Source organism: Vibrio sp. ED004, from assembly GCF_023206395.1.
Lineage (GTDB): Bacteria > Pseudomonadota > Gammaproteobacteria > Enterobacterales > Vibrionaceae > Vibrio.
In genome coordinates this window covers 2,490,520-2,515,308 of the sequence record NZ_CP066149.1, presented here as the reverse complement: position 1 = coordinate 2,515,308, position 24,789 = coordinate 2,490,520, and the positions used below count along the sequence as shown (strand labels likewise).

Annotated in this window: 23 protein-coding genes; 1 reads left to right on the top strand and 22 read right to left on the bottom strand. The window is 46.1% G+C overall.

The features are described from left to right. Positions 1-84: 84 nt before the first annotated feature. Both guaA and guaB read right to left on the bottom strand, forming a co-directional pair. The gene (guaA, locus tag ITG10_RS11345; RefSeq protein ID WP_017059729.1) at positions 85-1,638 is read right to left on the bottom strand and encodes a glutamine-hydrolyzing GMP synthase; all 1,554 of its coding nucleotides are present in this window, start codon (positions 1,636-1,638) and stop codon (positions 85-87) included. A 365-nt stretch (positions 1,639-2,003) separates the two neighbouring features. Next, a complete protein-coding gene (gene guaB, locus ITG10_RS11340) occupies positions 2,004-3,467 on the bottom strand; it encodes an IMP dehydrogenase (protein WP_017062496.1) in 1,464 nt (487 codons plus the stop codon). Between the two features lie 244 nt (positions 3,468-3,711). Between guaB and xseA the strand changes: the two genes are divergently transcribed. Next, positions 3,712-5,058, top strand: a complete 1,347-nt coding sequence (gene xseA / locus ITG10_RS11335) for an exodeoxyribonuclease VII large subunit (RefSeq protein ID WP_017629842.1) — start codon at positions 3,712-3,714, stop codon at positions 5,056-5,058. Positions 5,059-5,152: 94 nt separating this feature from the next. Here the strand turns inward: xseA and ureG are convergent, their stop codons facing one another. The 20 genes from ureG to hisS all read right to left on the bottom strand — a co-directional run bounded on the left by ureG (position 5,153) and on the right by hisS (position 24,745). Beyond that, positions 5,153-5,791: an urease accessory protein UreG gene (gene ureG, locus ITG10_RS11330; RefSeq protein ID WP_017629843.1), complete on the bottom strand. Its 639-nt coding sequence runs from the start codon at positions 5,789-5,791 to the stop codon at positions 5,153-5,155. Between the two features lie 48 nt (positions 5,792-5,839). After that, positions 5,840-6,520, bottom strand: coding sequence for an urease accessory UreF family protein (locus ITG10_RS11325; RefSeq protein ID WP_017629844.1), 681 nt, complete (start codon positions 6,518-6,520; stop codon positions 5,840-5,842). A 40-nt stretch (positions 6,521-6,560) separates the two neighbouring features. Continuing rightward, a complete protein-coding gene (locus ITG10_RS11320) occupies positions 6,561-7,157 on the bottom strand; it encodes a HupE/UreJ family protein (protein WP_017629845.1) in 597 nt (198 codons plus the stop codon). A gap of 95 nt (positions 7,158-7,252) precedes the next feature. Continuing rightward, positions 7,253-7,705, bottom strand: a complete 453-nt coding sequence (gene ureE, locus ITG10_RS11315) for an urease accessory protein UreE (RefSeq protein WP_017629846.1) — start codon at positions 7,703-7,705, stop codon at positions 7,253-7,255. 115 nt (positions 7,706-7,820) lie between these two features. Continuing rightward, positions 7,821-9,524 (bottom strand): urease subunit alpha, encoded by a 1,704-nt coding sequence (gene ureC / locus ITG10_RS11310; RefSeq protein ID WP_017629847.1) that lies wholly within the window; start codon positions 9,522-9,524, stop codon positions 7,821-7,823. A gap of 38 nt (positions 9,525-9,562) precedes the next feature. Next, positions 9,563-9,898, bottom strand: coding sequence for an urease subunit beta (locus ITG10_RS11305; RefSeq protein WP_017629848.1), 336 nt, complete (start codon positions 9,896-9,898; stop codon positions 9,563-9,565). An 11-nt stretch (positions 9,899-9,909) separates the two neighbouring features. Continuing rightward, positions 9,910-10,212, bottom strand: coding sequence for an urease subunit gamma (ureA, locus tag ITG10_RS11300; RefSeq protein ID WP_004735119.1), 303 nt, complete (start codon positions 10,210-10,212; stop codon positions 9,910-9,912). Between the two features lie 133 nt (positions 10,213-10,345). Further along, entirely contained in the window at positions 10,346-11,293 is a 948-nt protein-coding gene (locus ITG10_RS11295; RefSeq protein WP_248386396.1) for an urease accessory protein UreD, read from the bottom strand. Beyond that, positions 11,290-11,985: an urea ABC transporter ATP-binding subunit UrtE gene (gene urtE / locus ITG10_RS11290; RefSeq protein WP_017629849.1), complete on the bottom strand. Its 696-nt coding sequence runs from the start codon at positions 11,983-11,985 to the stop codon at positions 11,290-11,292. The genes ITG10_RS11295 and urtE overlap by 4 nt, the downstream gene beginning before the upstream one ends. A 1-nt stretch (position 11,986) precedes the next feature. After that, positions 11,987-12,829 carry an urea ABC transporter ATP-binding protein UrtD gene (gene urtD, locus ITG10_RS11285; RefSeq protein WP_017629850.1) on the bottom strand — a complete coding sequence of 281 codons (843 nt, stop codon included), beginning with the start codon at positions 12,827-12,829 and terminating at the stop codon, positions 11,987-11,989. Then, entirely contained in the window at positions 12,826-13,998 is a 1,173-nt protein-coding gene (gene urtC, locus ITG10_RS11280; protein WP_017629851.1) for an urea ABC transporter permease subunit UrtC, read from the bottom strand. Before urtC ends, urtD begins: the two co-directional genes overlap by 4 nt. Before the next feature lie 10 nt (positions 13,999-14,008). After that, positions 14,009-15,637 carry an urea ABC transporter permease subunit UrtB gene (gene urtB / locus ITG10_RS11275; RefSeq protein WP_017629852.1) on the bottom strand — a complete coding sequence of 543 codons (1,629 nt, stop codon included), beginning with the start codon at positions 15,635-15,637 and terminating at the stop codon, positions 14,009-14,011. Between the two features lie 160 nt (positions 15,638-15,797). Continuing rightward, positions 15,798-17,084 (bottom strand): urea ABC transporter substrate-binding protein, encoded by a 1,287-nt coding sequence (gene urtA / locus ITG10_RS11270; protein ID WP_017629853.1) that lies wholly within the window; start codon positions 17,082-17,084, stop codon positions 15,798-15,800. 295 nt (positions 17,085-17,379) lie between these two features. Beyond that, complete coding sequence (locus ITG10_RS11265) at positions 17,380-17,607, bottom strand: zinc ribbon domain-containing protein (RefSeq protein ID WP_017629854.1); 228 nt, start codon at positions 17,605-17,607, stop codon at positions 17,380-17,382. A 36-nt stretch (positions 17,608-17,643) separates the two neighbouring features. Next, complete coding sequence (locus tag ITG10_RS11260) at positions 17,644-18,645, bottom strand: sensor domain-containing diguanylate cyclase (protein ID WP_026084134.1); 1,002 nt, start codon at positions 18,643-18,645, stop codon at positions 17,644-17,646. A 289-nt stretch (positions 18,646-18,934) separates the two neighbouring features. Further along, on the bottom strand, positions 18,935-19,837 hold the full coding sequence (locus tag ITG10_RS11255) for a hypothetical protein (protein WP_017629856.1): 903 nt from the start codon (positions 19,835-19,837) through the stop codon (positions 18,935-18,937). Between the two features lie 133 nt (positions 19,838-19,970). Continuing rightward, on the bottom strand, positions 19,971-21,452 hold the full coding sequence (gene der, locus ITG10_RS11250) for a ribosome biogenesis GTPase Der (protein WP_017629857.1): 1,482 nt from the start codon (positions 21,450-21,452) through the stop codon (positions 19,971-19,973). A gap of 158 nt (positions 21,453-21,610) precedes the next feature. Beyond that, a complete protein-coding gene (gene bamB, locus ITG10_RS11245) occupies positions 21,611-22,771 on the bottom strand; it encodes an outer membrane protein assembly factor BamB (protein ID WP_017629858.1) in 1,161 nt (386 codons plus the stop codon). A gap of 10 nt (positions 22,772-22,781) precedes the next feature. Beyond that, a complete protein-coding gene (locus tag ITG10_RS11240) occupies positions 22,782-23,396 on the bottom strand; it encodes a YfgM family protein (protein WP_017062513.1) in 615 nt (204 codons plus the stop codon). 80 nt (positions 23,397-23,476) lie between these two features. Further along, complete coding sequence (gene hisS / locus ITG10_RS11235) at positions 23,477-24,745, bottom strand: histidine--tRNA ligase (RefSeq protein ID WP_017062514.1); 1,269 nt, start codon at positions 24,743-24,745, stop codon at positions 23,477-23,479. Positions 24,746-24,789 lie beyond the last annotated feature (44 nt).

The window sequence follows — 24,789 nt, the reverse complement described above, 5'->3', positions numbered from 1 at the left end:
CAATGTAATGAAGCTAAAAGAAAAAGCCCCGAACTGAGTTCGAGGCTTAAGATCTTAATCAAAGCTGGTTAAATCTCTAAAAGATTATTCCCACTCGATAGTTGCTGGTGGCTTACCAGAAATATCGTAAACAACACGTGAAATGCCGTTAACTTCGTTGATAATACGGTTAGATACCTTACCTAGGAAGTCGTATGGTAGGTGTGCCCAGTGAGCGGTCATGAAGTCGATAGTTTCTACAGCACGTAGAGATACAACCCAATCGTACTTACGGCCATCGCCCATTACGCCAACTGAACGTACTGGTAGGAAAACCGTGAATGCTTGAGATACTTTGTGGTAAAGGTCAGCAGCGTGAAGCTCTTCAATGAAGATAGCATCTGCGCGACGCAGTAGATCACAGTACTCTTTCTTGATTTCGCCAAGAACACGAACACCTAGACCTGGACCCGGGAATGGGTGGCGGTAAAGCATGTTGTATGGAAGACCAAGCTCTAGACCGATCTTACGTACTTCATCTTTAAACAGCTCACGTAGAGGCTCAACAAGACCCATTTCCATATCATCAGGAAGGCCACCAACGTTGTGGTGAGATTTAATTACGTGTGCTTTACCTGTCTTAGATGCTGCAGACTCGATTACGTCTGGGTAGATAGTACCCTGAGCAAGCCATTTAGCATTAGACAGTTTCTTAGACTCTTCATCGAAGATATCTACGAATACGTGACCGATGATCTTACGCTTAGCTTCTGGTTCAGCTTCGCCTTCCAGAGCTTTAAGGAAACGATCTTCTGCATCTACTTTGATGATGTTTAGGCCGAACTGGTCACCAAACATATCCATAACCTGCTCAGCTTCGTTTAGACGAAGAAGGCCGTTATCAACAAATACACATGTTAGTTTGTCGCCGATAGCGCGGTGAGCAAGCATCGCTACTACAGATGAATCAACACCACCAGAAAGGCCAAGGATAACTTCGTCGTCACCTACTTGTTCTTTAATACGTGCAACTGCATCTTCAATGATTGAAGCTGAAGTCCACAGACCTTCACAACCACATACGTTAAGAACGAAGTTCTCAAGCATTTTCAGGCCGTTTTTAGTGTGCGTTACTTCTGGGTGGAATTGAACACCGAAGTACTTCTTCTCTTCGTTTGCCATTGCAGCGTATGGGCAAGTGTCTGTTTCAGCGATCTTTGTGAAATCAGCTGGAATCTCAACTACTTTGTCGCCGTGGCTCATCCAAACATCTTGAGTAGACTCAAGGTCAGCGAAAAGTGCAGACTCACCAGTAACTTGTACAGCAGCGTAGCCGAACTCACGCTCAGTAGACGTTGCTACTTTACCGCCAAGTTGTTCAGCCATAGTTTGCATGCCGTAGCAGATACCGAATACAGGAACACCTGAATCAAATACGTACTGAGGTGCACGTGGAGAGTTCTCTTCCGTTACACTTTCAGGGCCACCAGATAGGATGATACCGTCTGGATTGAATTCACGAATATCCGCTTCTTCTACGTCCCAGCTCCAAAGTTCACAGTAAACACCGATCTCACGAATACGACGAGCTACTAGCTGTGTGTATTGAGAACCGAAGTCCAGAATGAGAATACGTTGGTCATGAATATTTTTAGTCATTGTAAGCAGTCTTATTGGCTATGTGATAAAACGGAGGCGAGTTTACTCACCTCTGATTAACTCTTCAAGAAATAAAGCAAACGTTTTCGTTGGTTATCTGTAAGTCGATGTTTTGCAAAAATCATACGTTCATCAAAACAGACGGTAGATAGAATACCAATCACAGTAAGTAAGTGTTCAGGAATAGCGTAGGAAAAAAGCTTGAGAACAAGGCAGAATTTTCTGATAAGTAGTTATTCTACAATCAAAAATTCTAACGAAGTTATCGAGTTTTTTAACAAGCTAGGATGACCAGTTATTTACTACGATTGGTATAGTAATGTGCCGACTAAATCAGCACATTATTCAAACGTTTGGACGTATTATTAACCTAAACGGTAGTTAGGTGCTTCTTTCGTGATTTGAACATCGTGTACGTGAGATTCTTTCATGCCCGCACCAGAGATACGAACAAACTCAGCTTTAGTACGCATGTCTTCAACAGTTGCAGAACCCGTTAGGCCCATGCTTGAGCGTAGACCGCCCATCTGTTGGTGAACGATCTCTTTTAGACGACCTTTATATGCGATACGACCTTCAATACCTTCTGGAACAAGCTTGTCTGCAGCGTTGTCAGATTGGAAGTAACGGTCAGAAGAACCTTGAGACATAGCGCCAAGAGAACCCATACCACGGTAAGACTTGTAAGAACGACCGTTGTAAAGAATAACTTCACCCGGTGCTTCTTCAGTACCAGCGAACATTGAACCAACCATCACACAAGACGCGCCAGCAACGATAGCTTTACAGATATCGCCAGAGAAACGGATGCCGCCATCTGCGATTACTGGAATACCGTATTCGTTTGCAACTTCAGCTGCGTCTGCGATTGCTGTTACTTGAGGAACACCAACACCAGTAACGATACGAGTCGTACAGATTGAACCAGGGCCGATACCCACTTTAACTGCACTAACACCTGCTTCGATAAGAGCACGAGCGCCAGCACCCGTTGCTACGTTACCACCGATGATTTGTAGATCAGGGTATGCAGCGCGAGTTTCGCGGATACGGTTAAGTACGCCTTCAGAGTGACCGTGTGAAGAGTCGATAAGTAGAACGTCTACGCCAGCTTCAACAAGAGCAGCAACGCGCTCTTCGTTACCAGCACCAGCACCAACAGCTGCACCTACACGTAGGCTGCCGCGCTCATCTTTACAAGCGTTTGGTTTGCGTTCTGCTTTGTGGAAATCTTTTGCAGTGATCATTCCAGTCAGTTGGAAGTCATCATTTACAACAAGAACTTTTTCAACACGCGCTTCGTGCATTTTCTCTTGAACTTCTTCACGAGTTGCACCTTCTTTAACAGAAGCAAGGCGAGCTTTAGGCGTCATTACTACATCAACTTTCTTAGAAAGGTCAGTAACAAAGCGAACGTCACGGCCAGTAATGATACCAACCAATTCGTTTGTTTCAGTAACAACAGGGAAACCGGCAAAGCCGTGTTTTTGAGTAAGGGCTACAACATCAGCGATTGTCGCGTCAGGGCTTACAGTTACTGGGTGAGAAACCACACCAGCTTCGTAAATTTTAACCTGGCGAACCATTTCAGCTTGCTGCTCGATTGACATATTCTTGTGAATAAAGCCAATACCACCTTCTTGCGCAAGGGCAATTGCTAGGCGTGCTTCCGTAACAGTATCCATCGATGCAGAGATCATTGGGATGTTTAAAGAAATGTTTTTCGTTAACTGAGTGCGAAGATCAGCTGTGTTCGGAAGAACGGTTGAGTGTGCTGGGACGAGTAAAACGTCATCAAAAGTTAAAGCTTCTTTTGCGATTCGTAGCATTTGCAATATCTCACAACAAAGGTGTTAAAAGGAGTAAACCCAACTTTATCGTTTCGCATAATAAAGTGATTTGGATTTGATATTGCAGACGGATTATACGCACGGCGAAATCGCTTGGCTACACATTTTTGTATTTTTAATTTGCATTTACCCCCTTGATATGTATTATATTGCCGCTATCTTCCATACTCACGCCCTGTGAGATTCCAAGAAAGACCTTCCTTGAAGGAAAGATAGTGCTTCTATGACCAATCCAAACATCTTTACTGTTTCTCGCCTCAACTCAGAGGTTCGTCTCCTATTAGAAAACGAAATGGGAATAGTCTGGCTCGTTGGTGAAATCTCAAACTTCTCTTCACCTGTCTCTGGTCACTGGTACCTCACGCTTAAAGACTCTCGCGCTCAAGTCAAGTGCGCCATGTTTCGTGGCAATAACCGACGAGTCACCTTTAAGCCTCAAAACGGCAATCAAGTTTTAGTCAAAGCTCGCCTATCTCTTTATGAGCCACGCGGTGACTACCAACTGATCATCGAAAGCATGCAGCCAGAAGGTGACGGTAAGCTTCAGCAAGAGTTCGAAAAGCTGAAGATGAACCTCGCCGCAGAAGGGCTGTTTGCTCAATCGAGTAAGCAACCGCTTCCTGAGCACCCAAAACGCGTTGGCGTTATCACATCTAAAACCGGTGCGGCGCTGTTTGATATTCTTGATGTCCTGAAAAGACGCGATCCTTCACTGCCTGTGGTGGTTTACCCGACCATGGTTCAAGGGGAGGAAGCGGCTATTCAGATTGCTCAAGCGATTGGCCGTGCCAATGAGCGCAATGAGTGTGATGTGTTGATCGTGGGTCGTGGCGGCGGTTCGTTAGAAGACCTATGGTGCTTCAATAACGAGATCGTAGCTCGCACAATCGCAGCAAGCCAAATCCCGATTATCAGTGCAGTTGGCCACGAGGTTGACGTCACTATCGCCGATTTCGTCGCAGATATGCGCGCTCCAACGCCATCAGCAGCCGCTGAATTGGTTAGCCGTGACAACAGTCATAAAGAGCAAGCTTTTGCCTCTAAACGTGCTCGCTTGGTCAGTGCAATTCGTCATGTGTTAATCAAACAAGCGCAATCAACTCAAACGTTGAAATACCGCTTAGAGAAACAACACCCGAGCTACCAACTGCAAAAACAGAGTCAGCAGCTTGATGACCTAGATATGCGTTTGCGTCGTGGTATGACTCAATACCTAAAGCAGCATGCACAGCGTGTCGAACGCAAGCAGCACCAGCTTCAATTGAACTTACCAGTGAAGCGCCTTAACGAACAGAAACTGCATCTGCAACGTTCAGAGCAAAAGCTATTAGATGCGATGGATAAAACCCTGCTAACCACTCGTCACCAGCTCGCGATGGCTGCCGAGAAATTAGAGACAGTGAGCCCACTGGCAACCCTAAAGCGCGGCTACAGCATTACTCATTCCGCATCGAGCAAAACTGTGTCATCAATTAACGATGTCGAGGTGGGCGAAGTGATTACCACTCAAGTTGAAGATGGTGTGATTGAGTCGCAAGTGACCACAAGAGTTGCTAAGAGCGAGCTTTAAGTTCGACTCGCACGTTTCAAACCAGAAAGCCCTATCAATAATCGACAGGGCTTTTTAGTATCTAACGCTTTCAAAAAACTAACTTATTCCAACCCTACTCAGCAGTAGAAGGTTCCTTCATGGTTAGCATCCCTTCCGTCAAAATAAAGTTGATAATGAAGTCTAAGCCTTGGCTCTCTTTGAGATTGGTGAACACGTAAGGCTTAGTTGGACGCATACGCTGTGTGTCTTGCTCCATCACCTCAAGTGACGCGCCAACATACGGTGCCAAATCGATTTTATTGATAACCAACAGATCAGAGCGTGTAATACCCGGACCACCTTTGCGTGGGATCTTCTCCCCTTCCGCTACATCAATCACATAGATGGTCAGGTCTGCAAGCTCTGGGCTGAAGGTCGCACTCAGGTTATCACCACCACTTTCAACGAATACCACATCAAGGTTCTTGTGTTGTTTTGCTAGCTCTTCGACTGCCGCAAGGTTCATCGACGCATCTTCACGAATCGCAGTATGTGGGCAACCGCCTGTTTCTACACCAATGATGCGATCCGGTTCCAGAGCTTCAGCTCGCGTGAGTATCTTGGCGTCTTCTTGGGTGTAGATGTCGTTGGTTACTACGGCAATGTTTAGCTTGTCGCGAATCGCCTTACACAACACTTCCAAGAGTGCAGTTTTACCAGACCCAACCGGGCCACCGATACCAATTCGAAGTGGTTGCTTATAACTTTCCATTGTCTACTTCCTTATATTCTTTTCTTGCTACCTCGTTCGCGCTGATCGCTACGAACGAAATAGTCTCGTGTATTGTGTTTCGTGCAGTGAGCTCGCTAATGCCATCGAAGGCGAAAAGCTGCCTATCATCCAATCTTCTATCGTGTTTGCTTTCTCAATCACCTCGGGAAAGGTGTTAGTGATATTAATCAGCGCCAACTGCCCATCGGTTTGGCCTAAAGGCACCAGCTTTACACCTGCAGTAACGATATTTTCAAGCCAGCTCCATAGGTAGCCCTGCTTGAGGCTTTCTAAATCAATGTCCCAATGTTGAGCTGCGATACACATACCCAACAATTGGTTTGGGTGACTATCAACAGAATCCACCAGCGAAATATCGATATCTAAGCGCTTCAACAAAGTATTCAATGCATGCCCGCGTTGCTTCTCTTCTGCTCGTAATTCACTGGTTTCACGGCTCGAGTACAAGTAATTACACCAATGCTCAATCTCATCGAGTTCACCTTTTTCTAGAGCATGATAAAGACGCTCTAAGATAGGTAATTCCAAGGTCGCGACACTGGAACTAACAATGGTATTGAGCCACTGTTCCATGCTATCGCGATTGGTCACCCACCCAGCCTCAACCGCCAGCTCTAGCCCTTGCGAATAAGTGAAACCACCAATCGGCAACGACGGGCTGATCAATTGGAACAGACGATAAATCGCGACATTTCCTGTTTTGGTCATACTCTTGCTCTCTGTCTTCTAAAATCGAAAGCTCGAGAGCTTACGCGCCTAACAGTAATAATGCGCTTGCTGAAGCCACGCCTACTGACAACCATTTAGAGTAAACTGCGCGCCCAACAAACGTACCGAAAACCATTAATGCCACAGCAGTGATGCTCATGCCTGTTGCAAATTGAGTTAGGTTATTTGCAGCTTCAACGCCGTGTGCATAACCATGGAAAAACAACATAGCAATAGAAGCGACTAATACGCTGTTTACACGCTTAGTTGAAGGTGAGAATACGTGCCATAGACATAAACTGACGACGAACAGAGAAGCGATGATTGCTGGTTCAACAATCACAGAGAAACCCAAGGCTTGGCCTGCGATAAGCCCAACGACCAATGAAGCCAATCCACCACCAATCAAAGCGGCTTTTATCTTGGTTGAAAACGACAGTGCGCCAATTAATAAGCCGAAAGCGATCAACATGATCAGATGATCCATGCCTGTCACTGGGTGAGTTAAGCCAGACATAAATGAGTGAGACTCATGAACCGAATGCGAACCGTGCCCCGGGTGAGCTAAAGCCAATGTCGATGTTGTTAGAGAAGCTAGTGTGAAAGTGCATAAGCCTGCAGCTGTTTTAAAGTTCATCGCGAGTTCCTTGCGTTTATAGCTATTAATATCGTTGTTATATAAATCTAATATCGTTGTTATATAAATCGTTTAGTGAGCCATCAATGACTCGATTAATGATGGTGATGATGACCGCCCGAGCGACCGCCATAAGCGCCACCTTCAGGTTCAAAAGGTTGTTTTTCGGTCGTCACTGTCGCGCCTAAACCTTCAACCATTTCATCCAAAACATGGTCGTGTTGATAGCGCACCCAGCCAGCTTCGACTTGCAGCGGAACATGTCGATTACCAAGGTGGTAAGCAACACGAGTTAACAGATGCGAGTCATCACAGTAAACAGTCGACACGGTTTCCGGTGCTGCTTTCACTTCAACAGTTAAGCCACACTCACTAGTTAATTGTTCTCCGCCACGCAAGATATGACCTCGTGGTAGAAACAGCCCTGCATCTCGACCATCATCCAATGTCACTTTAAGACGGCTTTTGATGCGGCTATCGATCGGTAGGCTTAGGAAGCCATCTGGAGCCGTGTTCAATTCGGCTTGAATTTGAGTAAGTTCAATCATGCTATTACCTCAATCTCCTTGTGAGATTTATAACTTTCAAAATAAGAGCCTTCAGCCAAGATCTAAAATTGGAGCTTCAGCTAAAGGACTAAAATAAGAGTCTTCAGCCGAGCTATTAAAATAGAAAATACCTTTGAGCCATTGGCAGTTCTTCAGCAGGCTCACACGTAAGCAGTTCACCATCAGCACGCACTTGATAAGTCTGAGAATCGACCTCGATCTTTGGCATCCAGTCGTTAAGCTTCATGTCGGCTTTGCTGATGTTTCGGCAGTTGCTGACTACGCCAATCAAACTCTGTAAGCCCAATTGTTTATCGATGTTCTGTGCTTTGGCTTCCTTGGAAACAAACAACATCGATGTGTTTTGGCACGCCTTGCCATAGCTACCAAACATAGAACGATAGTGAACGGGCTGAGGTGTTGGAATTGAAGCGTTTGGATCACCCATTGGCGCCATAGCGATCATACCGCCTTTTAAAATCACACTCGGTTTCACACCAAAGAAGGCTGGTTTCCACAGCACTAGATCCGCGAGCTTTCCAGCTTCGATGGAGCCGATTTCATGTGCCATGCCGTGCGTAATCGCAGGATTGATGGTGTACTTAGCGACATAACGTCTTAGGCGGAAGTTATCGCTATAGTCGGAATCTTCTTTTAGGCTGCCACGCTGCACTTTCATCTTGTGTGCGGTTTGCCAAGTGCGTGTTACTACCTCGCCTACGCGACCCATTGCTTGTGAATCCGAAGCGATCATCGAGAATGCGCCTAAGTCATGAAGAATGTCTTCTGCGGCAATGGTTTCACGACGAATACGCGATTCAGCGAACGCGACATCTTCAGCAATCGATGGGGACAGGTGATGACACACCATCAACATATCCAAGTGCTCATCGACCGTATTGACGGTGTAAGGTCGTGTCGGGTTGGTAGAAGAAGGCAGAACGTTCGGCTCACCTGCAGCACGAATAATATCCGGAGCATGACCTCCGCCCGCACCTTCGGTGTGGTAGGTATGAATAACACGATCACCGATGGCGCCAAGTGTAGATTCAACAAAACCCGATTCATTTAGCGTATCGGTGTGAATCGCAACTTGTACGTCCATCTCATCGGCAACACTCAAGCAAGTATCAATTGATGCAGGTGTTGTTCCCCAGTCTTCATGCAACTTCAAGCCAACGGCTCCGGCTGCTACTTGCTCACGCAATGCTTCAGGTTGACTCGCATTACCCTTGCCTAGCAAACCAAAGTTCATTGGGAATTGATCGAGTGATTCCAACATACGGTGCATGTTCCACGGACCCGGTGTACATGTGGTTGCGTTAGTCCCCGTATTTGGCCCCGTGCCACCACCTATCATGGTCGTCACACCCGACGCCAACGCTTCTTCAATCTGTTGCGGGCAGATGAAATGAATGTGTGAATCGATACCACCCGCCGTGAGGATCGAACCTTCGCCGGCCAAAATTTCCGTGCCCGGACCGATCACAATATCGACACCTGGTTGAACGTCTGGGTTACCCGCTTTACCCAACGCTTGAACTCGGCCGTCTTTGATGGCGACGTCGGCTTTTACAATTCCCCAGTAGTCCAAAACAATCGCGTTGGTGATCACCAAATCTGGAGTTTCGGCACTTGGACGCTGGCTTTGCCCTTGCCCATCACGAATCACTTTACCGCCGCCGAATTTCACTTCGTCACCGTATTCGGTGTAATCCTTTTCAACTTCTAGCCACAAATCGGTGTCAGCAAGACGCACTCGGTCACCGACTGTTGGCCCAAACATTTCGGCATAAGCCTGTCTGGATATCTTCGCCATGTTCAATCCTTTGTTATTTTATTATTCCGTGAGAGCGCTTAGAGCTTGCCCATCACTTTCCCTTGGAAGCCGTAGATCTCTAACTTACCTGCGTAACGCACCAACTCGACGCTGCGAGACTGACCCGGTTCAAAACGAGTAGCGGTGCCTGCTGGGATATTGAGTCGAAAACCTTTAGTGGCTTCACGGTCAAAGAGCAGCGAAGGGTTTGCTTCATAGAAGTGGTAATGAGAGCCAATTTGAACAGGACGATCGCCAATGTTTTGAACTTTTACGGACGTCGTGTCTCGGCCTTCGTTTAGAGTGATGTCACCGGGAGCGGTTTCTACTTTTCCGGGAACTAAGCCTGAATATTGTTTGGTGGAACCAGCCATATTTCTTCTCCCTACACGATAGGTTCATGAACGGTCACCAACTTGGTGCCATCAGGAAAAGTAGCTTCGACTTGTACATCTGGGATCATGGAAGGAATCCCCTCCATAACGTCATCGACGGTAAGCAGTGTTCGTCCAAAATCCATCAATTCCGAAACGGTTTTACCCTCACGGGCACCTTCAAGAATGGCACTGCTGATCAGCGCAATAGATTCTGGATAGTTGAGTTTTAAGCCTTTCTGTTTACGCTGCTGTGCCAGCATTCCTGCGCAGAAGATAAGTAGCTTATCTTTTTCTCTTGGTGTTAATTCCATTTAGCCGCCCGCTGTTAGTGTTGTTTTCTTATTACTCAGAAACGCATGAGCAATAAGTGGGATTCAATCACAGCAAGCTTGAAAAAATGTACCGAGGGCCGGAAGTCGCCCTCGGTACAAATAGGGCTAATCGCTAAGTCGCCCAAATCCTTGGTAAATCAGGAGTCGTACCACATAAATGAGAGCGAGTTGCTTGCCATATCTGACCAAAGGCTTGGAGGATGTCTTCACTCCAATAACCCAAGGCTCGCACCACAATCAATCCTTCTATCTGCGTCGCACCCAATATTAATGTGGGTTCACTCGACGTTTTTGATGTAACTGATTGCTGTGAAGCTTGCTGTGTAATAGATAAGAGCAAGCTCTGTACCAACTCTAAATCTTGCTTCTCATTTGAGGTGAGATAAAAGGTACCCATCATTGAAAAATCAAGTAACCCCATATTTATCATCAACTTATCACCACCGTGAAAATTAAAACCTTCAGTCAGAAGCCTTTGATTATCAAGGTAGATTTCCGTCTTCCCAACCAGGTGACCACGCTCAAATCCCTCATTCTGTGCAGGCCGCCCAAAACAGTGCATCTCCCAACCCCAAAACTGTGCACCCTTTTCAAGGCGAATTTCAGTGTCTAAACGAACGTGTGCATTGGGGAAAAAGATGTTCTCTTGTGGCATCCATTCCAAGCGCGCACCTTTCTTCACTCGAAGGGTCTGCTTTTGCTTGGCGTACTTGTTGTTAGAACGATAAAACTTGGTCGCACCGGGTGTGGTGATCAGCGTATGAGCACCGCTTTCTACGGTTGCCTCAATATTGAGAGTGTCACCACCCACCACTCCGCCGGGGGGATGGAGTAAGTAGGTGTGACACGTTTCCCCATCAGGATACAGGGGGCGTTGCACCGCAAGCGGACCAGACTGCTGACGATTCTTTAATACGGTTTTGTCACCACGGTCGACAAAAGTGAGGTTTAAGCTCGCTTGCCAACCGTTTCGAATATCTTGTTCGATGGTCTCATTCAGAGATAATGCTTCGACTAAAGAAGCGTTCCTTACTTCATTCGGAGAAAAGAGAGAATTCATACGGTTAGGTACTCCTTAATCAAGGACTCATCGAGCCCCGTCATTTCACCTTCTGCTACCTGACGACCACGGTCGAGAATGCAAAATCGGTCACCGACCTTTCTTGCAAACGGCAGCTTCTGTTCAACAAGCAGAACGGTGAGTCCCATCTTCTCGTTAAGCATACGAATGATGTCACCAATCTCTTGCACGATATTGGGCTGAATACCTTCAGTCGGTTCATCCAAGATCAATAGCTTGGGATTGACTACCAGCGCACGCCCAATCGCGAGTTGCTGCTGTTGACCACCGGATAAGTCGCCACCGCGACGATGCAGCATCTCTTTTAACACTGGGAATATATCGAAGATGAATTCGGGGATCTTTCGGTCGCCCTTTTCGCGAATAGGTAAACCTACTTCTAGATTTTCTTGAACGGTGAGCATTGGGAATATCTGACGACCTTGCGGCACATAACCGATCCCTTGGCGAGAACGATCTTCGGCATCGGTTTTCAGTAGCGACTCGCCCGATAAAGAGATGTCACCACTTTCAACCTTAACCAGCCCCATGATGCATTGCAGCAGGGTAGTTTTACCGACGCCATTGCGCCCCATTAATACCGTGCATTTACCCTCAGGGATCTGCATATCTAAGTCCCACAAGGTGTGGCTCTCACCGTAATATTGATTAACTGATTTAACCTCTAACATCCTATTCTCCGAGATAAACTTGTTTAACTTCAGGGTGAGCCTGCACTTGGTCCATGGTGCCTTCTGCCAACACGTGACCTTGATGGAGCACAGTGACATGGCTAGCAATCGAACGAACGAAATCCATATCGTGTTCAACCACGACCACCGAGTGCTTACCTGCCAATGAATTGAGTAGTTCAGAGGTACGGTCCATCTCTTGGTGAGTCATACCTGCAACGGGCTCATCCACCAGCAACAGCTTGGGGTTTTGCATCAATAACATGCCGATCTCTAACCACTGCTTTTGTCCGTGAGAGAGATTGCCAGCCAAGTTGGCGGCTTCGTCTTTGAGGTGAATCAGCTCTAGTACCGAGGTCAGTTTGTCTTTCTGCTCGTCAGACATCACAGCTGTGAAAGTTGCCCACACCGAGCGATCACCCGCCATCGCTAATTCAAGATTCTGCCACACGGTTAAACATTCAATTACGGTCGGCTTTTGGAACTTACGCCCAACACCTGCATTAGCAATTTCAGCTTCATTCATCTTAAGTAGATTGATGTTCGAACCTAGCCACACTTCACCAGTGTCTGGCTTAGTCTTCCCGGTGATGATGTCCATCATGGTCGTTTTACCGGCACCATTAGGACCAATGATGCATCGCAGTTCGCCCTCTTTGATATAGAGATTGAGATCGTTTATCGCTTGGAAACCATCGAAGCTTTTATTAACGCCTTCTATATACAACAAAACGTTATGACGGGTATCGATGGCGGGATGAACATCGGGTTTAAGGTAATCGAAAACTTCGTCTCGACGAGTGAACGACTGAACCGATTCCTTTACGCTATTGAATGTGGTCATGCGATTACCTCCTTGGCTTTATGCTGATCATCCTTATCTTGTCCTTCGCCTTTTGAAGTCGATGCCTTACGCAGCTGTTGCCATTTTTCGCTAACAAAGCCAATCACACCTTGTGGGAAGTACATAGTCGAGAGAACAAATAGACCACCCAAAGCAAATAACCACACCTCAGGGAACTCAACGGTAAACCAACTCTTGGCGTAGTTGATGATCAGCGCCCCGACAATAGCACCAAACAGAGTGGCACGACCGCCCAAGGCAACCCAAACCACAATCTCAATCGAGTTAAGAGGAGCAAACTCTCCCGGATTAATAATGCCGACTTGGGGAACATATAAAGCACCAGCAATACCCGCGATCACTGCAGACAGAACAAAGACCCACAGCTTGATACCATCGACGTCGTAACCCATAAAGCGTGTGCGTGACTCGGTATCACGAATCGCTAGTGCCACACGCCCTAATCGACTGGTCACTACCATTCGACACGCGATGTAGCTTAGGATGAGCGAGATACCCGTCGCGACAAACAGACCAATCTTGACCGCATCACTCTGCAAGCTCAGGCCGATGATATCTTTAAAATCCGTCAGTCCGTTGTTACCACCAAAGCCCATTTCGTTGCGGAAGAATGCCAACATCAAGGCGTAAGTTAGCGCTTGAGTCATGATCGAAAGGTAAACCCCTGACACACGAGAGCGAAAAGCCAGATAACCGAACAAATAAGCCAATGCGCCCGGCACCAACACCACCATCAGACAAGCAAACCAGAACTGATCAAAGCCCTGCCAGAACCACGGCAATGCTGACCAATCAAGGAACACCATTAAGTCAGGCAGGATTGGATCACCATAAACCCCACGGTCACCGATCTGACGCATCAGATACATGCCCATGGCATAACCGCCAAGCGCAAAGAAAGCTCCGTGGCCTAGGCTCAGTATTCCGAGATAGCCCCATACAAGATCGAGTGCCAGCGCCAACATTGCGTAGCTCAGGTATTTGCCCATCAGTGAGATAGTGAAAGTCTCAACATGAAGCGGATGCCCACTTGGCAACATAGTATTAGCCAGTGGGATAAGAATCACGGCCGCAAGAATGGCAAGGATGGTCAGTTGCCCCCCCTTATCACCACGCATCGCCGAAAGTACAAATGATTTAGACTGCATGATGTTGTCCTTAACCTTCAGCCGCACGACCACGTTGCGGGAACAGTCCGCGTGGGCGTTTTTGAATAAATAGAATGATGAAAACCAGCACTAGAATCTTGGCGAGTACTGCGCCAGCCCATGGCTCTAAGATCTTATTGAACAAGCCAAGACTCAGACCTGCGACTAATGTTCCCCACAAGTTGCCGACTCCGCCGAACACCACCACCATGAAAGAATCGATGATGTACGCTTGCCCCATATTAGGGCCAACGTTAGTCAATTGAGACAGTGCCACACCTGCGACACCCGCCACGCCAGAACCTAAACCAAAGGTCATCGCATCAACTCGTTCAGATCGAATACCCATCGCACGCGCCATGCCACGGTTTTGAGAAACGGCACGAACCTGTAAACCTAGTGGTGTCTTTTTCAAAACCATCAACAAGCCCATAAACACCAAACCACAGAACAAGATGATGTATAAGCGGTTGTAGGTCAGAGACAACATTGGGTTCAATTGAAGTGCGCCAGACATCCATTCAGGTGTGCTTACTGAACGGTTAAGTGGAGAGAAGATAGAGCGAACGGCTTGTTGCAAGATCAAGCTGATACCGAAGGTCGCGAGCAAGGTTTCCAGTGGGCGGCCATAAAGGTGACGAATTACGCTTCGCTCTATCGCAATGCCCACTAAGCCAGACACAATAAATGCCGCCGGAATAGAGAGAATCAACGCTAAACCGATGTGGTTCGGCATTAACAGTTGCAATACATAGGTGGTGTAAGCGCCAATCATGATCAGCTCGCCATGGGCCATGTTGATTACGCCCATCACACCAAAAGTGATCGCCAAGCCTATGCCTGCCAACACCAAGACAGAGCCTAAGCTCAAGCCAAAGAACACAGTCTCAACACCCGAGTAAAGTGCTTGGCTCTGTTGATAATCGTCCATCGCACGCTCTGCCGCTGCCAATATTTTTGGGTCTTGTTCGCTGTTGAGCAATTGATTTAAGGTTTTGAGTACCACTGAATGTTTGAAGTCACCAACTCGGTCAATCGAAGCCACACGATCTTCAACCGTGGCACTCTTATCAAGAGAGGTGAAAATGGCTAGCGACAAGTCCATCAACTCAGCGACTTTGCTCTCTGATTCACTGGTTCTGAGTACAGCTAAACGATCGATAATGTCAGAATCTTTGGTACCGAGCAGATCCACAACCGCTTTATAACGCACGTCTGGGTTACTGCTGTTCAGGCCAATCGAGGCAATTTCTCCACGCAAGATCCCGCGAAGCTTGTTATTCACGCGAACTTTTTTGAACTGTCTAGCATTCTCGATACTGAGACTTGATTCATCCCAAACCGACTGAGCCAAGGTTGCCGTTTTAATGCTTTGAATCAGGTAGAGCTGTTTGTATTGCTCGCTTTGTTTGTCATTAAAGTAATAGAGATTTCCGTTTAACCAGCCATCCAAAATAGGTTTCGACACGTCTCCCGTTTGCGCCTCAATAACCCAATCGATAGCCAATTCTTTATCCGATGTTTTCTTACCAACTAGCGCCTTGGTAAAGCTAGCTTCATCCGTTATTCCAGCAAAAGCCAACTGAGCACTGACTGCCATAAGCAATAGCGCCTTAAATACGTTCAATACGTTTTTCATCCCTGCTTCCTTAATCCACCTAACTAGATATTGTTATTTTTGCTCAGTGGACATGTGGAGAATTATTGTTAGTTGAAACGATGAGCCTTCCGCTTGCTTCACCTCTTAAACAGAGGCGATCTTCCCAAACAAGAAGGCTCAATATTCCTAAATTAACGTTCTAGTTACCGCCAGAACACTTCTTGGTTTCGACGTTAAACGCACCACATGAGAATGGCTTAGACCAACTAGAGAACAGCTTCGCTGATTCAGGTAAATAGCTCGACCAAGCATCACCCGCAACAAGACCCGTGGTTTCCCAAACGATATCGAATTGACCATCGTCTTGGATTTCACCGATCAGGACAGGTTTAGTGATGTGGTGGTTTGGCAGCATGGTTGAGTAACCGCCAGAAAGGTTAGGAACAGACACGCCGATCAAGGCATCTTGTACAGATTCAGGATCGGTTGTGCCCGCGTTGGTTACCGCTTGCGCCCACATGTTGAAGCCAACATAGTGCGCTTCCATTGGATCGTTGGTGACACGCTTTTCACTCTTGATGAATGACTGCCACGTTTCAACAAACTCTTCATTGGCTTCGGTATCAACACTCATGAAGTAGTTCCAAGCCGCTAGATGACCAACCAGTGGTTCAGTATCCATACCTGACAGTTCTTCTTCACCAACAGAGAATGCAATAACTGGAATGTCTTCAGATGAAATGCCTTGAGCGCCAAGCTCTTTGTAGAAAGGTACGTTCGCATCGCCGTTCACAGTAGAAACCACTGCGGTTTTCTTACCTGCTTCGCCGAACTTTTTGATGTCTGAAACAATAGACTGCCAATCAGAGTGACCAAATGGTGTGTAGTTGATCATGATGTCTTCTTCTGCGACACCTTTATCTTTTAGGTAAGCCTCAAGGATCTTGTTGGTCGTGCGTGGGTAAACGTAATCGGTGCCTGCTAGTACCCAACGTTCCACTTCAAGCTCTTCCATCAAGTAATCCACTGCAGGAATCGCCTGTTGGTTTGGCGCAGCGCCAGTGTAGAAAACGTTTTTCGACGACTCTTCACCTTCATACTGAACTGGGTAGAAGAGGATGCTGTTGAGCTCTTCAAATACTGGCAACATGGATTTACGCGATACCGATGTCCAACCACCGAAGACCACATCGACCTTCTCTTTTTCGATCAGCTCACGCGCTTTTTCTGCAAACAGCGGCCAGTTAGATGCTGGGTCAACAACCACAGGCTCTAGCTTTTTACCTAGCAAACCGCCCTTTTTATTCTGCTCTTCGATGAGCATTAGCACGGTATCTTTTAGCGTGGTTTCACTGATCGCCATGGTGCCAGACAGTGAATGTAAAACGCCGACCTTAATGGTCTCGTCAGCCGCAAGCACTGATGCAGAAGAAAATGAAAGTGTTGTACACAGTGCAGCTAGCGATAAATTGAACACCTTGTTCATGATAGTACTCCATAATTGTATTTTTGTTATTCAATTACAGAGTTACAAGAAGAGTGCCAAACTTAAAAATTAACCATTAAAATTGTAAGTTATTGTTTTAATGGAACTAAAAAACCATTCACACCAATAGCGTGCATAGCAATCATGTAACTATGTTTCATACTGGTGCAGCGACGATAAGAATGAACCAAGATGAGACATAACCGAACAATGGATACAAAAAAGGCCCAATACATAGGTATTAAGCCTCTATTAAATAGTATAGATTTCGATACTGAATCTTATCGCTTTCAAGCTAGTCCGCAGCTTGGAATTCGAATTTTACTCTCGACTTAGATTTAAGCTCGTTACAGCCACCATTACAAAAATAGCTCGCAGCACCACAGGCTTGAAGCTTCTCTAACTGACTGTTGCACTCTGGGCAGAACCCAACTTTGGTAAAATGAGCCCGACAACTTTCACAGTGATACTTACCATCCCAGCCTAGCTCTGACTGGCACTTAGGGCAGATATTTTCACTCATTAGCATTTCCTAATTCACTACTATTTTTACAATCTACTACTGCTGAGACTTAGCTTGCTTGATTTGGTACATGTTCTTATCAGCTTGTGCGATCAAAGCTTCTAACGACTCAGGATCTTTTTCGTAAGAAAGCCCTACACTGACCGCAAATTGAGTGTCGTTGATATAAAGAGCCTGTTCCAAGGTTCTTTCTAAGCTTCGATAAAAATTAAGCACGCTTTCTTGATCGTCAAAGCAAGAGAACACCACAAATTCATCACCACCATAACGCCCTATCTTGGCACAGGCTGTTGTCGCCTCATCAAGCACTTTGGCAACCGCTAACAGCACATCATCACCAAAGCTATGACCATAGGTATCGTTGATTGATTTGAATTTATCGACATCAACAAACAAGCACGCCATCACCTTTTGCCCAAAACAGCGCTTGGTTAACACTTGCTCGGCTTCTCTCAATAAGGCTCGACGATTCAAACAGTGTGTCAGAGAGTCGCGGTTGGCAAAGAAGTTGAGTTGATTCTCCAACTCATACTTTTCTAGTGCGACTGAATACAGAGACGCTAATAGCTCTAAGATCTCTAGTTCAAACTCATGCGGCTCAGAAACATATTGGCTGTAAATCGCGAAGGTACCTAGCACATGACCATGTGAAGAGATGATTGGCACTGACCAGCACGCATGAAGATTGGCTTGATTGGTTAAGGCTAAGAAAGGTGCCCAGTTTGGGTGTGTATTAATATTGGAGATCATAACGGCTTTTTTGAGTGCCGCCGCCTCACCACAAGAACCAATCCCGGCACCAATGCCGACTCCTTCTATCTGTTGATTATAAAAATCAGGTAGATTTGGGGCATATTCAAGATGCAGAGTATTTGACTCGGAGTTGAGCAGTAAGATTGAAGCCATACGCTGACCAAAAAGCTGCTCAGTAAGCTGAATGATCTTGTGGTTTAAGTCCTTGCGATCCATCCCAAGGGCAAGCTTCCGAAGCAAACTATTGACTGCTCGGTGGCCTTCTAATAAAAATTGTTGTTCCATTCACTAAAGCTTTCAATTATGTAATTGGGTACAGCCTGTTCTTATGCAAGCTTGTTATTGGTTAATAATAACACACTAAGTTAGTACCACACACAACCGAAGATCATAGGTTGATCTTTCGCTTTATCTATTTTGATCAGCGATCTACCCCAAAAAGAATATTTATATCACCACACACCGAAAGCATAAGTTACATGTGCTGCATTTCAATTTTAAATAGTCATTTGTATTGAAAGTGACATCAAAAAACAAAATAAACAGCACAAGTCATTTCGATCTGTAACCTAAATCATCGAATTACATGCGTCAGCATTTCAATGTGTTGGTCATCTAACTGGGTTAATTTAACCGATAATGCATTAAGCTCTGAGGTGTTATCGATGTGAGTACCACCACACGGAATCGACACCAACGTCTCAGCATCCAGTTGCCATTCCCAGTAACGAGAGTCAGTGAGTGCCTCACCTTCCAGTCTCATTGCGACTGGAGTCGACTGTGCTAGCCAGCCTGAAATCATCTGGTTAATGTCGGCTTCGATACCTTCAAGGTTTGCAAGCATATCTGCAACGTTCAAGCCGCGCTTCTTCAGAGTTTTACCCAAACGATACTTATCAGTACATAGCTCAGGAGTCACAAAGCTGGTCACTTGTGCGTAGCTATTAAAGTCGTAACTTCCGAGCGGATCTTTTCTGTCGGCATCTTTGCGCCAGTAGCTCTCAGCCAATACTTTATTCAACGCTAAGAAAGCAATGTGACCCGCACTGTGACCACGACTCAAGCTTGCTTGATACTCTTTATCTACCGACAACACCACTTCGTCGTTAACATTAATCATAGAAGCAGATACAGGTAGTTGGTGGACAACCACAAACGCCCAACCTTCCGTATCACGCTTAACAGGAATATCTGCTGCGATATGAAGCTTGCCAGTAGATTGTTCTATTGCACCAACAAGGCACTCTTCCACTGAATATTGAACGTCACCAACAGTCACAAAACCTTGGTCTGCCGGGTGATCAGGCCAAATATGACTTACAGGGTGAAAAGGTGTCACATCAGTGATCAGGTAGGTTTTACTGCTGTCGCTTTCTACATACAACGCTTTCGCCGTCAGTTGCCACGCTTGATGACAGAATTGAGTAATGGTTGGCGTGATTGCTTCAGCTTGTGTAATCAAATCGCTAGTGGTCATATTGTTCTTCTTTTGAAATCTAGTCTGATTCGTTAAGCCACAGCGAAACAAAAATGTGTCGTGATGGATTAACGTGAATTTTGCTTAAAAAAATACCCGAGACAGGCTCGGGTATCAAATCTATTGGAAAGGACTATTTACGGCCTTTAACCATGCTCATCATACGCTTACGTTTACGCTCTTGAGAGATTGTCAGCTTGTTAGTCTTAGCTTCAAATGGGTTCTCGCTGTTCTGGAATTGAATGCGAATTGGTGTACCCATAATCTCTAGTGAACGACGGTAGTAGTTCATCAAGAATCGTTTGTATGAATCTGGCAAGTTACGTACTTGGTTACCGTGGATAACGATAATCGGTGGGTTGTAGCCACCAGCGTGCGCGTATTTCAGTTTCACACGACGGCCACGAACCATAGGCGGTTGGTGATCATCAGTTGCCATCTTCATGATACGAGTTAGAACAGAAGTACCAACACGAGTCGTCGCTGACTTGTAAGCTTCTTGAACAGACTCAAACAAGTGGCCAACACCTGTACCGTGAAGTGCAGAGATGAAGTGAATACGTGCGAAATCAACGAAACCTAAACGACGGTCTAGCTCTTTCTTAACGCGCTCTTTAACGTCGTTATCTAGGCCATCCCACTTGTTTACCGCAATCACGATTGAACGACCTGCGTTCAACGCAAAGCCTAACAAGCTTAGATCTTGATCAGAGATGTTTTCACGAGCATCAATAAGCAGTAATACAACGTTCGCATCTTCAATCGCTTTCAGTGTTTTAACTACTGAGAATTTCTCTACTGTTTCGTTGATGTTCTTACGACGACGAACACCCGCAGTATCGATTAGAACGTATTCACGCTCGTCACGCTGCATTGGAATGTAGATAGAGTCACGAGTCGTACCAGGCATATCGTAAACAACCACACGCTCTTCACCAAGAATACGGTTAGTTAGTGTTGATTTGCCTACGTTAGGACGACCAATGATCGCTAGCTTGATTGGTTGATCTTGAAGACGCTTGAATTCTTCTTCAGCTTCTTCTTCTGTAAATTCAACCTGCTCTTCTTCTTCGTCTTCAAACTCAGTTAAATCGCTTACTTCGCCATTTTCCGCTTTTAGCGCTTCTGCGAACGGGTTAAGAGCAAGATCAATCAGCGCTGTTACACCACGACCGTGCGCAGCTGCGATTTGATACATGTCTTCTACGCCTAGTTGCCAGAAGTCAGCACTTGCAGCATCAGGGTCGATACCGTCAACCTTATTTACTACTAGCATTGAAGGCTTTTCTAGCTGACGAAGGTGCTTAGCAATCGCTACGTCAGATGGTGTTAGACCAGCACGGCCATCTACCATAAATAGAACAACATCAGCTTCATCAATCGCCGCTAGCGACTGTTCAGCCATTTTAGTTTCAACACCTTCTTCAGTACCATCGATACCACCAGTGTCAATAACAATAAAGTCATGCTCGCTAAAATGAGCATGGCCGTATTTACGGTCACGCGTTAAGCCAGGGAAATCCGCAACCAATGCATCACGAGTTCGAGTCAATCGGTTAAATAACGTAGATTTACCTACGTTCGGACGCCCTACTAGAGCAACAACAGGTACCATAACAACCTCTACAATTTCTTCTCTAAATGTAGTTATAGGTAAGCACTTGTTCGCAAGTTTAAACTCTTACCTATAACCACACGGTTTATTAATTTTTAACAACAAAACGGCTCCTGGCTGTTACCAACCAGGAGCCGACTGTGAATTATATCACGCTTTTATTGGCTAATCGTCAGTTTCTTTACATCGCCATTGCGAGTCGTCACTAAGTAGCCTTCAGGTAATTCAATTGGTGCAACCGCAAAGCCGCTATCATCGACCAGCTGTTGAGCAACAAACTCACCCGATGAACGATCTAACCAGTGCAGATAACCTTCGGTGTCACCCACGACTACATAACCATTAATAATAGCAGGTGCTGTCAGTAAGCGGTTTTCTAACAATGGAGTGCTCCAAAGTTCAGTACCACTACGCGCATCAACCGCTACCACATGGTCTTTGTCGGTAACAACGAACAAACGACTACCGTCACTTGCTAAATCAATCGCAGACGAGTAGTTACGCTTCCAAACTGGCTTACCAGAACGAAGATCGATAGCGATAAGCTGACCATTGATACCTACGGTATACAGTGTGCCGCCAAGAACAATTGGAGATGCATCAACATCAACCAAGCGATCAATTTCCGTAGCACCTTTTGGCGTACCTACTGGCTGTTGCCAAATAAGCTGACCACGGTCTACGATAGCTGCTGCTAGACGACCATTTGCTGTGCCCCAGAATACACCACCAGAAACCGCAACAGGTGTGCTGTCGCCACGCAGTGTTAGGCTTGGAACTTCAGTGCTGATTGTCCACTTCTGTTCACCGCTTTCTTGGTCTAGTGCGATCATCATGCCGCGACTGGTGTGAATCAGCACCATGTTGCTTTCAGTCGCAGGAGATGCAAGCACCTCACCGTTCACTGATACACGCCACAGTTCTTCACCTGTCGATTCGTCCATCGCGATCACTTCGCCATTTTCAGAACCAACAAACACCTTGCCGTAAGCAGCAGTTAAGCCGCCAGACAAACGAGCCAGTACTTCTTTCTCAAGATCTACTTTCCACAGCTCTTTACCTGTTTCAGGATCAAGCGCCTTAACGAGACCTTCGCGGCTTGCAACAAACACTTTGTCGTAAGCCAATTCAGGCGTTAGTTTTGAAAAGTAGTGACCAACACCATCACCAACCGACGTAGACCATTCCTGTTTAGGAGTGAACTCGCTGTTTACTGTTGGTACTGGAGCCATGATTACGGTGTCTTCTTCACCTGCACAGCCAGCTAGTAGGCCAAGAGCAATCGCACATAACGCCGCTTTTGGAAACATCTTCTTCATTCAAAGCGCCTTATTTAGCTAGGTCGTCAAGTTTGATTTGAAGCGTTTGGCTAGCATCAACAGCTTGCTGTGCTTCTGTATAAGCACTGTATGCTGCGTCAGTGTCGCCTTTACGAAGTGAAATATCACCGCGTAGTTCAGCAACACGGCCTTTCCAAGATTCGTCGGTCATTGCCGCAAGGTCAGTCAATGCTGCGTCAAATTCACCTTGTTCAGCTTTGATGCGTGCAACACGGTAAGTAAGTAGTGGCGCAAGTGCCGCGTCCTTAGTTGCCGATTTTGCCCACTCGAGCTGTTCAAGTGCCGCCGCTAGATCGCCTGCTTGTACTTGTACTTTTGCTAGTTGCATAGCAGCAAGTACTGAGTACTCAGCATCTTTGTTTGCGTCGATGAAAGCTTGAATATCAGATTGAGCATCAACACCCTTAACATCAAGAGCTGAAATTACAGAAGTGTAGCTTTCTGAAGCGGCTTCACGCGCTTCAACTACTGAATCTTGGTAATAGCGCCAGCCAAATAGACCACCTAAACCAATAACCGCACCAAAGATTACGGCTTTACCGTTCTCTTTCCACCAATCTTTAATGGCTTCAACCTGTTGCTCTTCGCTATCGTAAAGTTCCACTTCCTGTCCTCTTTAAATTCTTTAAACGCCAGCATAGTGCTGACGTTAGTATTCATTATGAGCGTTTGCTCAAGGGCTAATTAGATTAGTGCAGCAACTTTCTCTGCAACTTCCGTTTGAGACACGGTTTCTTGCTCGCCGCCAACCAAATCTTTTAGCACTACGGTATTGTCAGCAACTTCGTTCTCACCAAGTACAAGCGCTACAACAGCACCTACTTTGTCAGCACGTTTGAATTGCTTCTTGAAGTTACCACCACCGAAGTGGTTCATCACACGCACGCCTTCAACGGTGTCGCGTAATTGATTCGCTAACTGCATGCCCGCGATCATAGTACCTTCGCCAGCAGCAACTACGTAAACATCAACGCTACGGCGAACTTCTGTTAGCTCTAGCGTTTCCATCATCAGAACCAGACGCTCTAGACCCATTGCGAAACCAACCGCATTGGTTGCTTTGCCGCCTAGTTGCTCAACAAGACCATCGTAACGGCCACCGCCACATACTGTACCTTGTGCACCAAGGCTGTCAGTGATCCACTCAAATACTGTGCGGTTGTAGTAATCTAGGCCGCGTACTAGACGCTCATTAACTTGGTATTCGATACCAACTGCGTCAAGAAGTTCACACAAACCAGCAAAATGTTGCTTCGACTCTTCACCTAAATATTCAGATAGTCGAGGTGCGTCACCTAAGATAGCTTGAACGTCTGGGTTCTTAGTATCTAGTACACGAAGCGGGTTGGTGTGCATGCGACGTTTGCAGTCTTCATCTAGCACATCGATGTGTTGCTCAAGAAATGCCACTAACGCAGTGCGGTAGCTTACGCGATCTTCTTGAGAACCGATTGAGTTCAGCTCTAGGCGAACGTGCTTATCGATACCTAGCTCACGCCATAGACGTGCTGTCATCATGATAAGTTCTGCGTCTACGTCTGGACCGTCTAGGCCAAACACTTCCACACCACATTGGTGGAATTGACGGTAACGACCTTTTTGAGGACGCTCGTGACGGAACATTGGACCCATGTACCATAGGCGCTGTTCATCACGGTTGATAAGGCTGTTTTGAATACATGAACGTACACAACCTGCTGTGCCTTCTGGACGTAGCGTTAGGCTATCGCCATTACGGTCATCAAAGGTGTACATTTCTTTAGAAACAACATCAGTTTCTTCACCAACCGCACGGCTAAATAGGTTCGTTTCTTCAACGATTGGCATACGTACTTCGTTGTAACCGTATGCGCTCACCACGTTTTTAACTGCGCTTTCTACTTTTTGCCACAGTGGTGATTGAGTTGGAAGGCAGTCGTTCATGCCTCGAATTGCTTGGATATTTTTAGCCACAGTATTTATTCCGTAATTTCTCACGACCAGGTGTTAGTGCGAAT

What these genes read in the sequence shown, in the direction of transcription:
- ureA (WP_004735119.1), bottom strand. Translation starts at nt 10,212, where the DNA reads ATGGAATTAACACCAAGAGAAAAAGATAAGCTACTTATCTTCTGCGCA.
- guaB (WP_017062496.1), bottom strand. Translation starts at nt 3,467, where the DNA reads ATGCTACGAATCGCAAAAGAAGCTTTAACTTTTGATGACGTTTTACTC.
- xseA (WP_017629842.1), top strand. Translation starts at nt 3,712, where the DNA reads ATGACCAATCCAAACATCTTTACTGTTTCTCGCCTCAACTCAGAGGTT.
- ureG (WP_017629843.1), bottom strand. Translation starts at nt 5,791, where the DNA reads ATGGAAAGTTATAAGCAACCACTTCGAATTGGTATCGGTGGCCCGGTT.
- der (WP_017629857.1), bottom strand. Translation starts at nt 21,452, where the DNA reads ATGGTACCTGTTGTTGCTCTAGTAGGGCGTCCGAACGTAGGTAAATCT.
- bamB (WP_017629858.1), bottom strand. Translation starts at nt 22,771, where the DNA reads ATGAAGAAGATGTTTCCAAAAGCGGCGTTATGTGCGATTGCTCTTGGC.
- urtE (WP_017629849.1), bottom strand. Translation starts at nt 11,985, where the DNA reads ATGTTAGAGGTTAAATCAGTTAATCAATATTACGGTGAGAGCCACACC.
- ureE (WP_017629846.1), bottom strand. Translation starts at nt 7,705, where the DNA reads ATGATTGAACTTACTCAAATTCAAGCCGAATTGAACACGGCTCCAGAT.
- urtC (WP_017629851.1), bottom strand. Translation starts at nt 13,998, where the DNA reads ATGCAGTCTAAATCATTTGTACTTTCGGCGATGCGTGGTGATAAGGGG.
- ureC (WP_017629847.1), bottom strand. Translation starts at nt 9,524, where the DNA reads ATGGCGAAGATATCCAGACAGGCTTATGCCGAAATGTTTGGGCCAACA.
- urtA (WP_017629853.1), bottom strand. Translation starts at nt 17,084, where the DNA reads ATGAACAAGGTGTTCAATTTATCGCTAGCTGCACTGTGTACAACACTT.
- urtB (WP_017629852.1), bottom strand. Translation starts at nt 15,637, where the DNA reads ATGAAAAACGTATTGAACGTATTTAAGGCGCTATTGCTTATGGCAGTC.
- ITG10_RS11260 (WP_026084134.1), bottom strand. Translation starts at nt 18,645, where the DNA reads ATGGAACAACAATTTTTATTAGAAGGCCACCGAGCAGTCAATAGTTTG.
- urtD (WP_017629850.1), bottom strand. Translation starts at nt 12,829, where the DNA reads ATGACCACATTCAATAGCGTAAAGGAATCGGTTCAGTCGTTCACTCGT.
- ITG10_RS11265 (WP_017629854.1), bottom strand. Translation starts at nt 17,607, where the DNA reads ATGAGTGAAAATATCTGCCCTAAGTGCCAGTCAGAGCTAGGCTGGGAT.
- ITG10_RS11320 (WP_017629845.1), bottom strand. Translation starts at nt 7,157, where the DNA reads ATGAACTTTAAAACAGCTGCAGGCTTATGCACTTTCACACTAGCTTCT.
- ITG10_RS11295 (WP_248386396.1), bottom strand. Translation starts at nt 11,293, where the DNA reads ATGAATTCTCTCTTTTCTCCGAATGAAGTAAGGAACGCTTCTTTAGTC.
- ITG10_RS11305 (WP_017629848.1), bottom strand. Translation starts at nt 9,898, where the DNA reads ATGGCTGGTTCCACCAAACAATATTCAGGCTTAGTTCCCGGAAAAGTA.
- ITG10_RS11255 (WP_017629856.1), bottom strand. Translation starts at nt 19,837, where the DNA reads ATGACCACTAGCGATTTGATTACACAAGCTGAAGCAATCACGCCAACC.
- guaA (WP_017059729.1), bottom strand. Translation starts at nt 1,638, where the DNA reads ATGACTAAAAATATTCATGACCAACGTATTCTCATTCTGGACTTCGGT.
- ITG10_RS11325 (WP_017629844.1), bottom strand. Translation starts at nt 6,520, where the DNA reads ATGACCAAAACAGGAAATGTCGCGATTTATCGTCTGTTCCAATTGATC.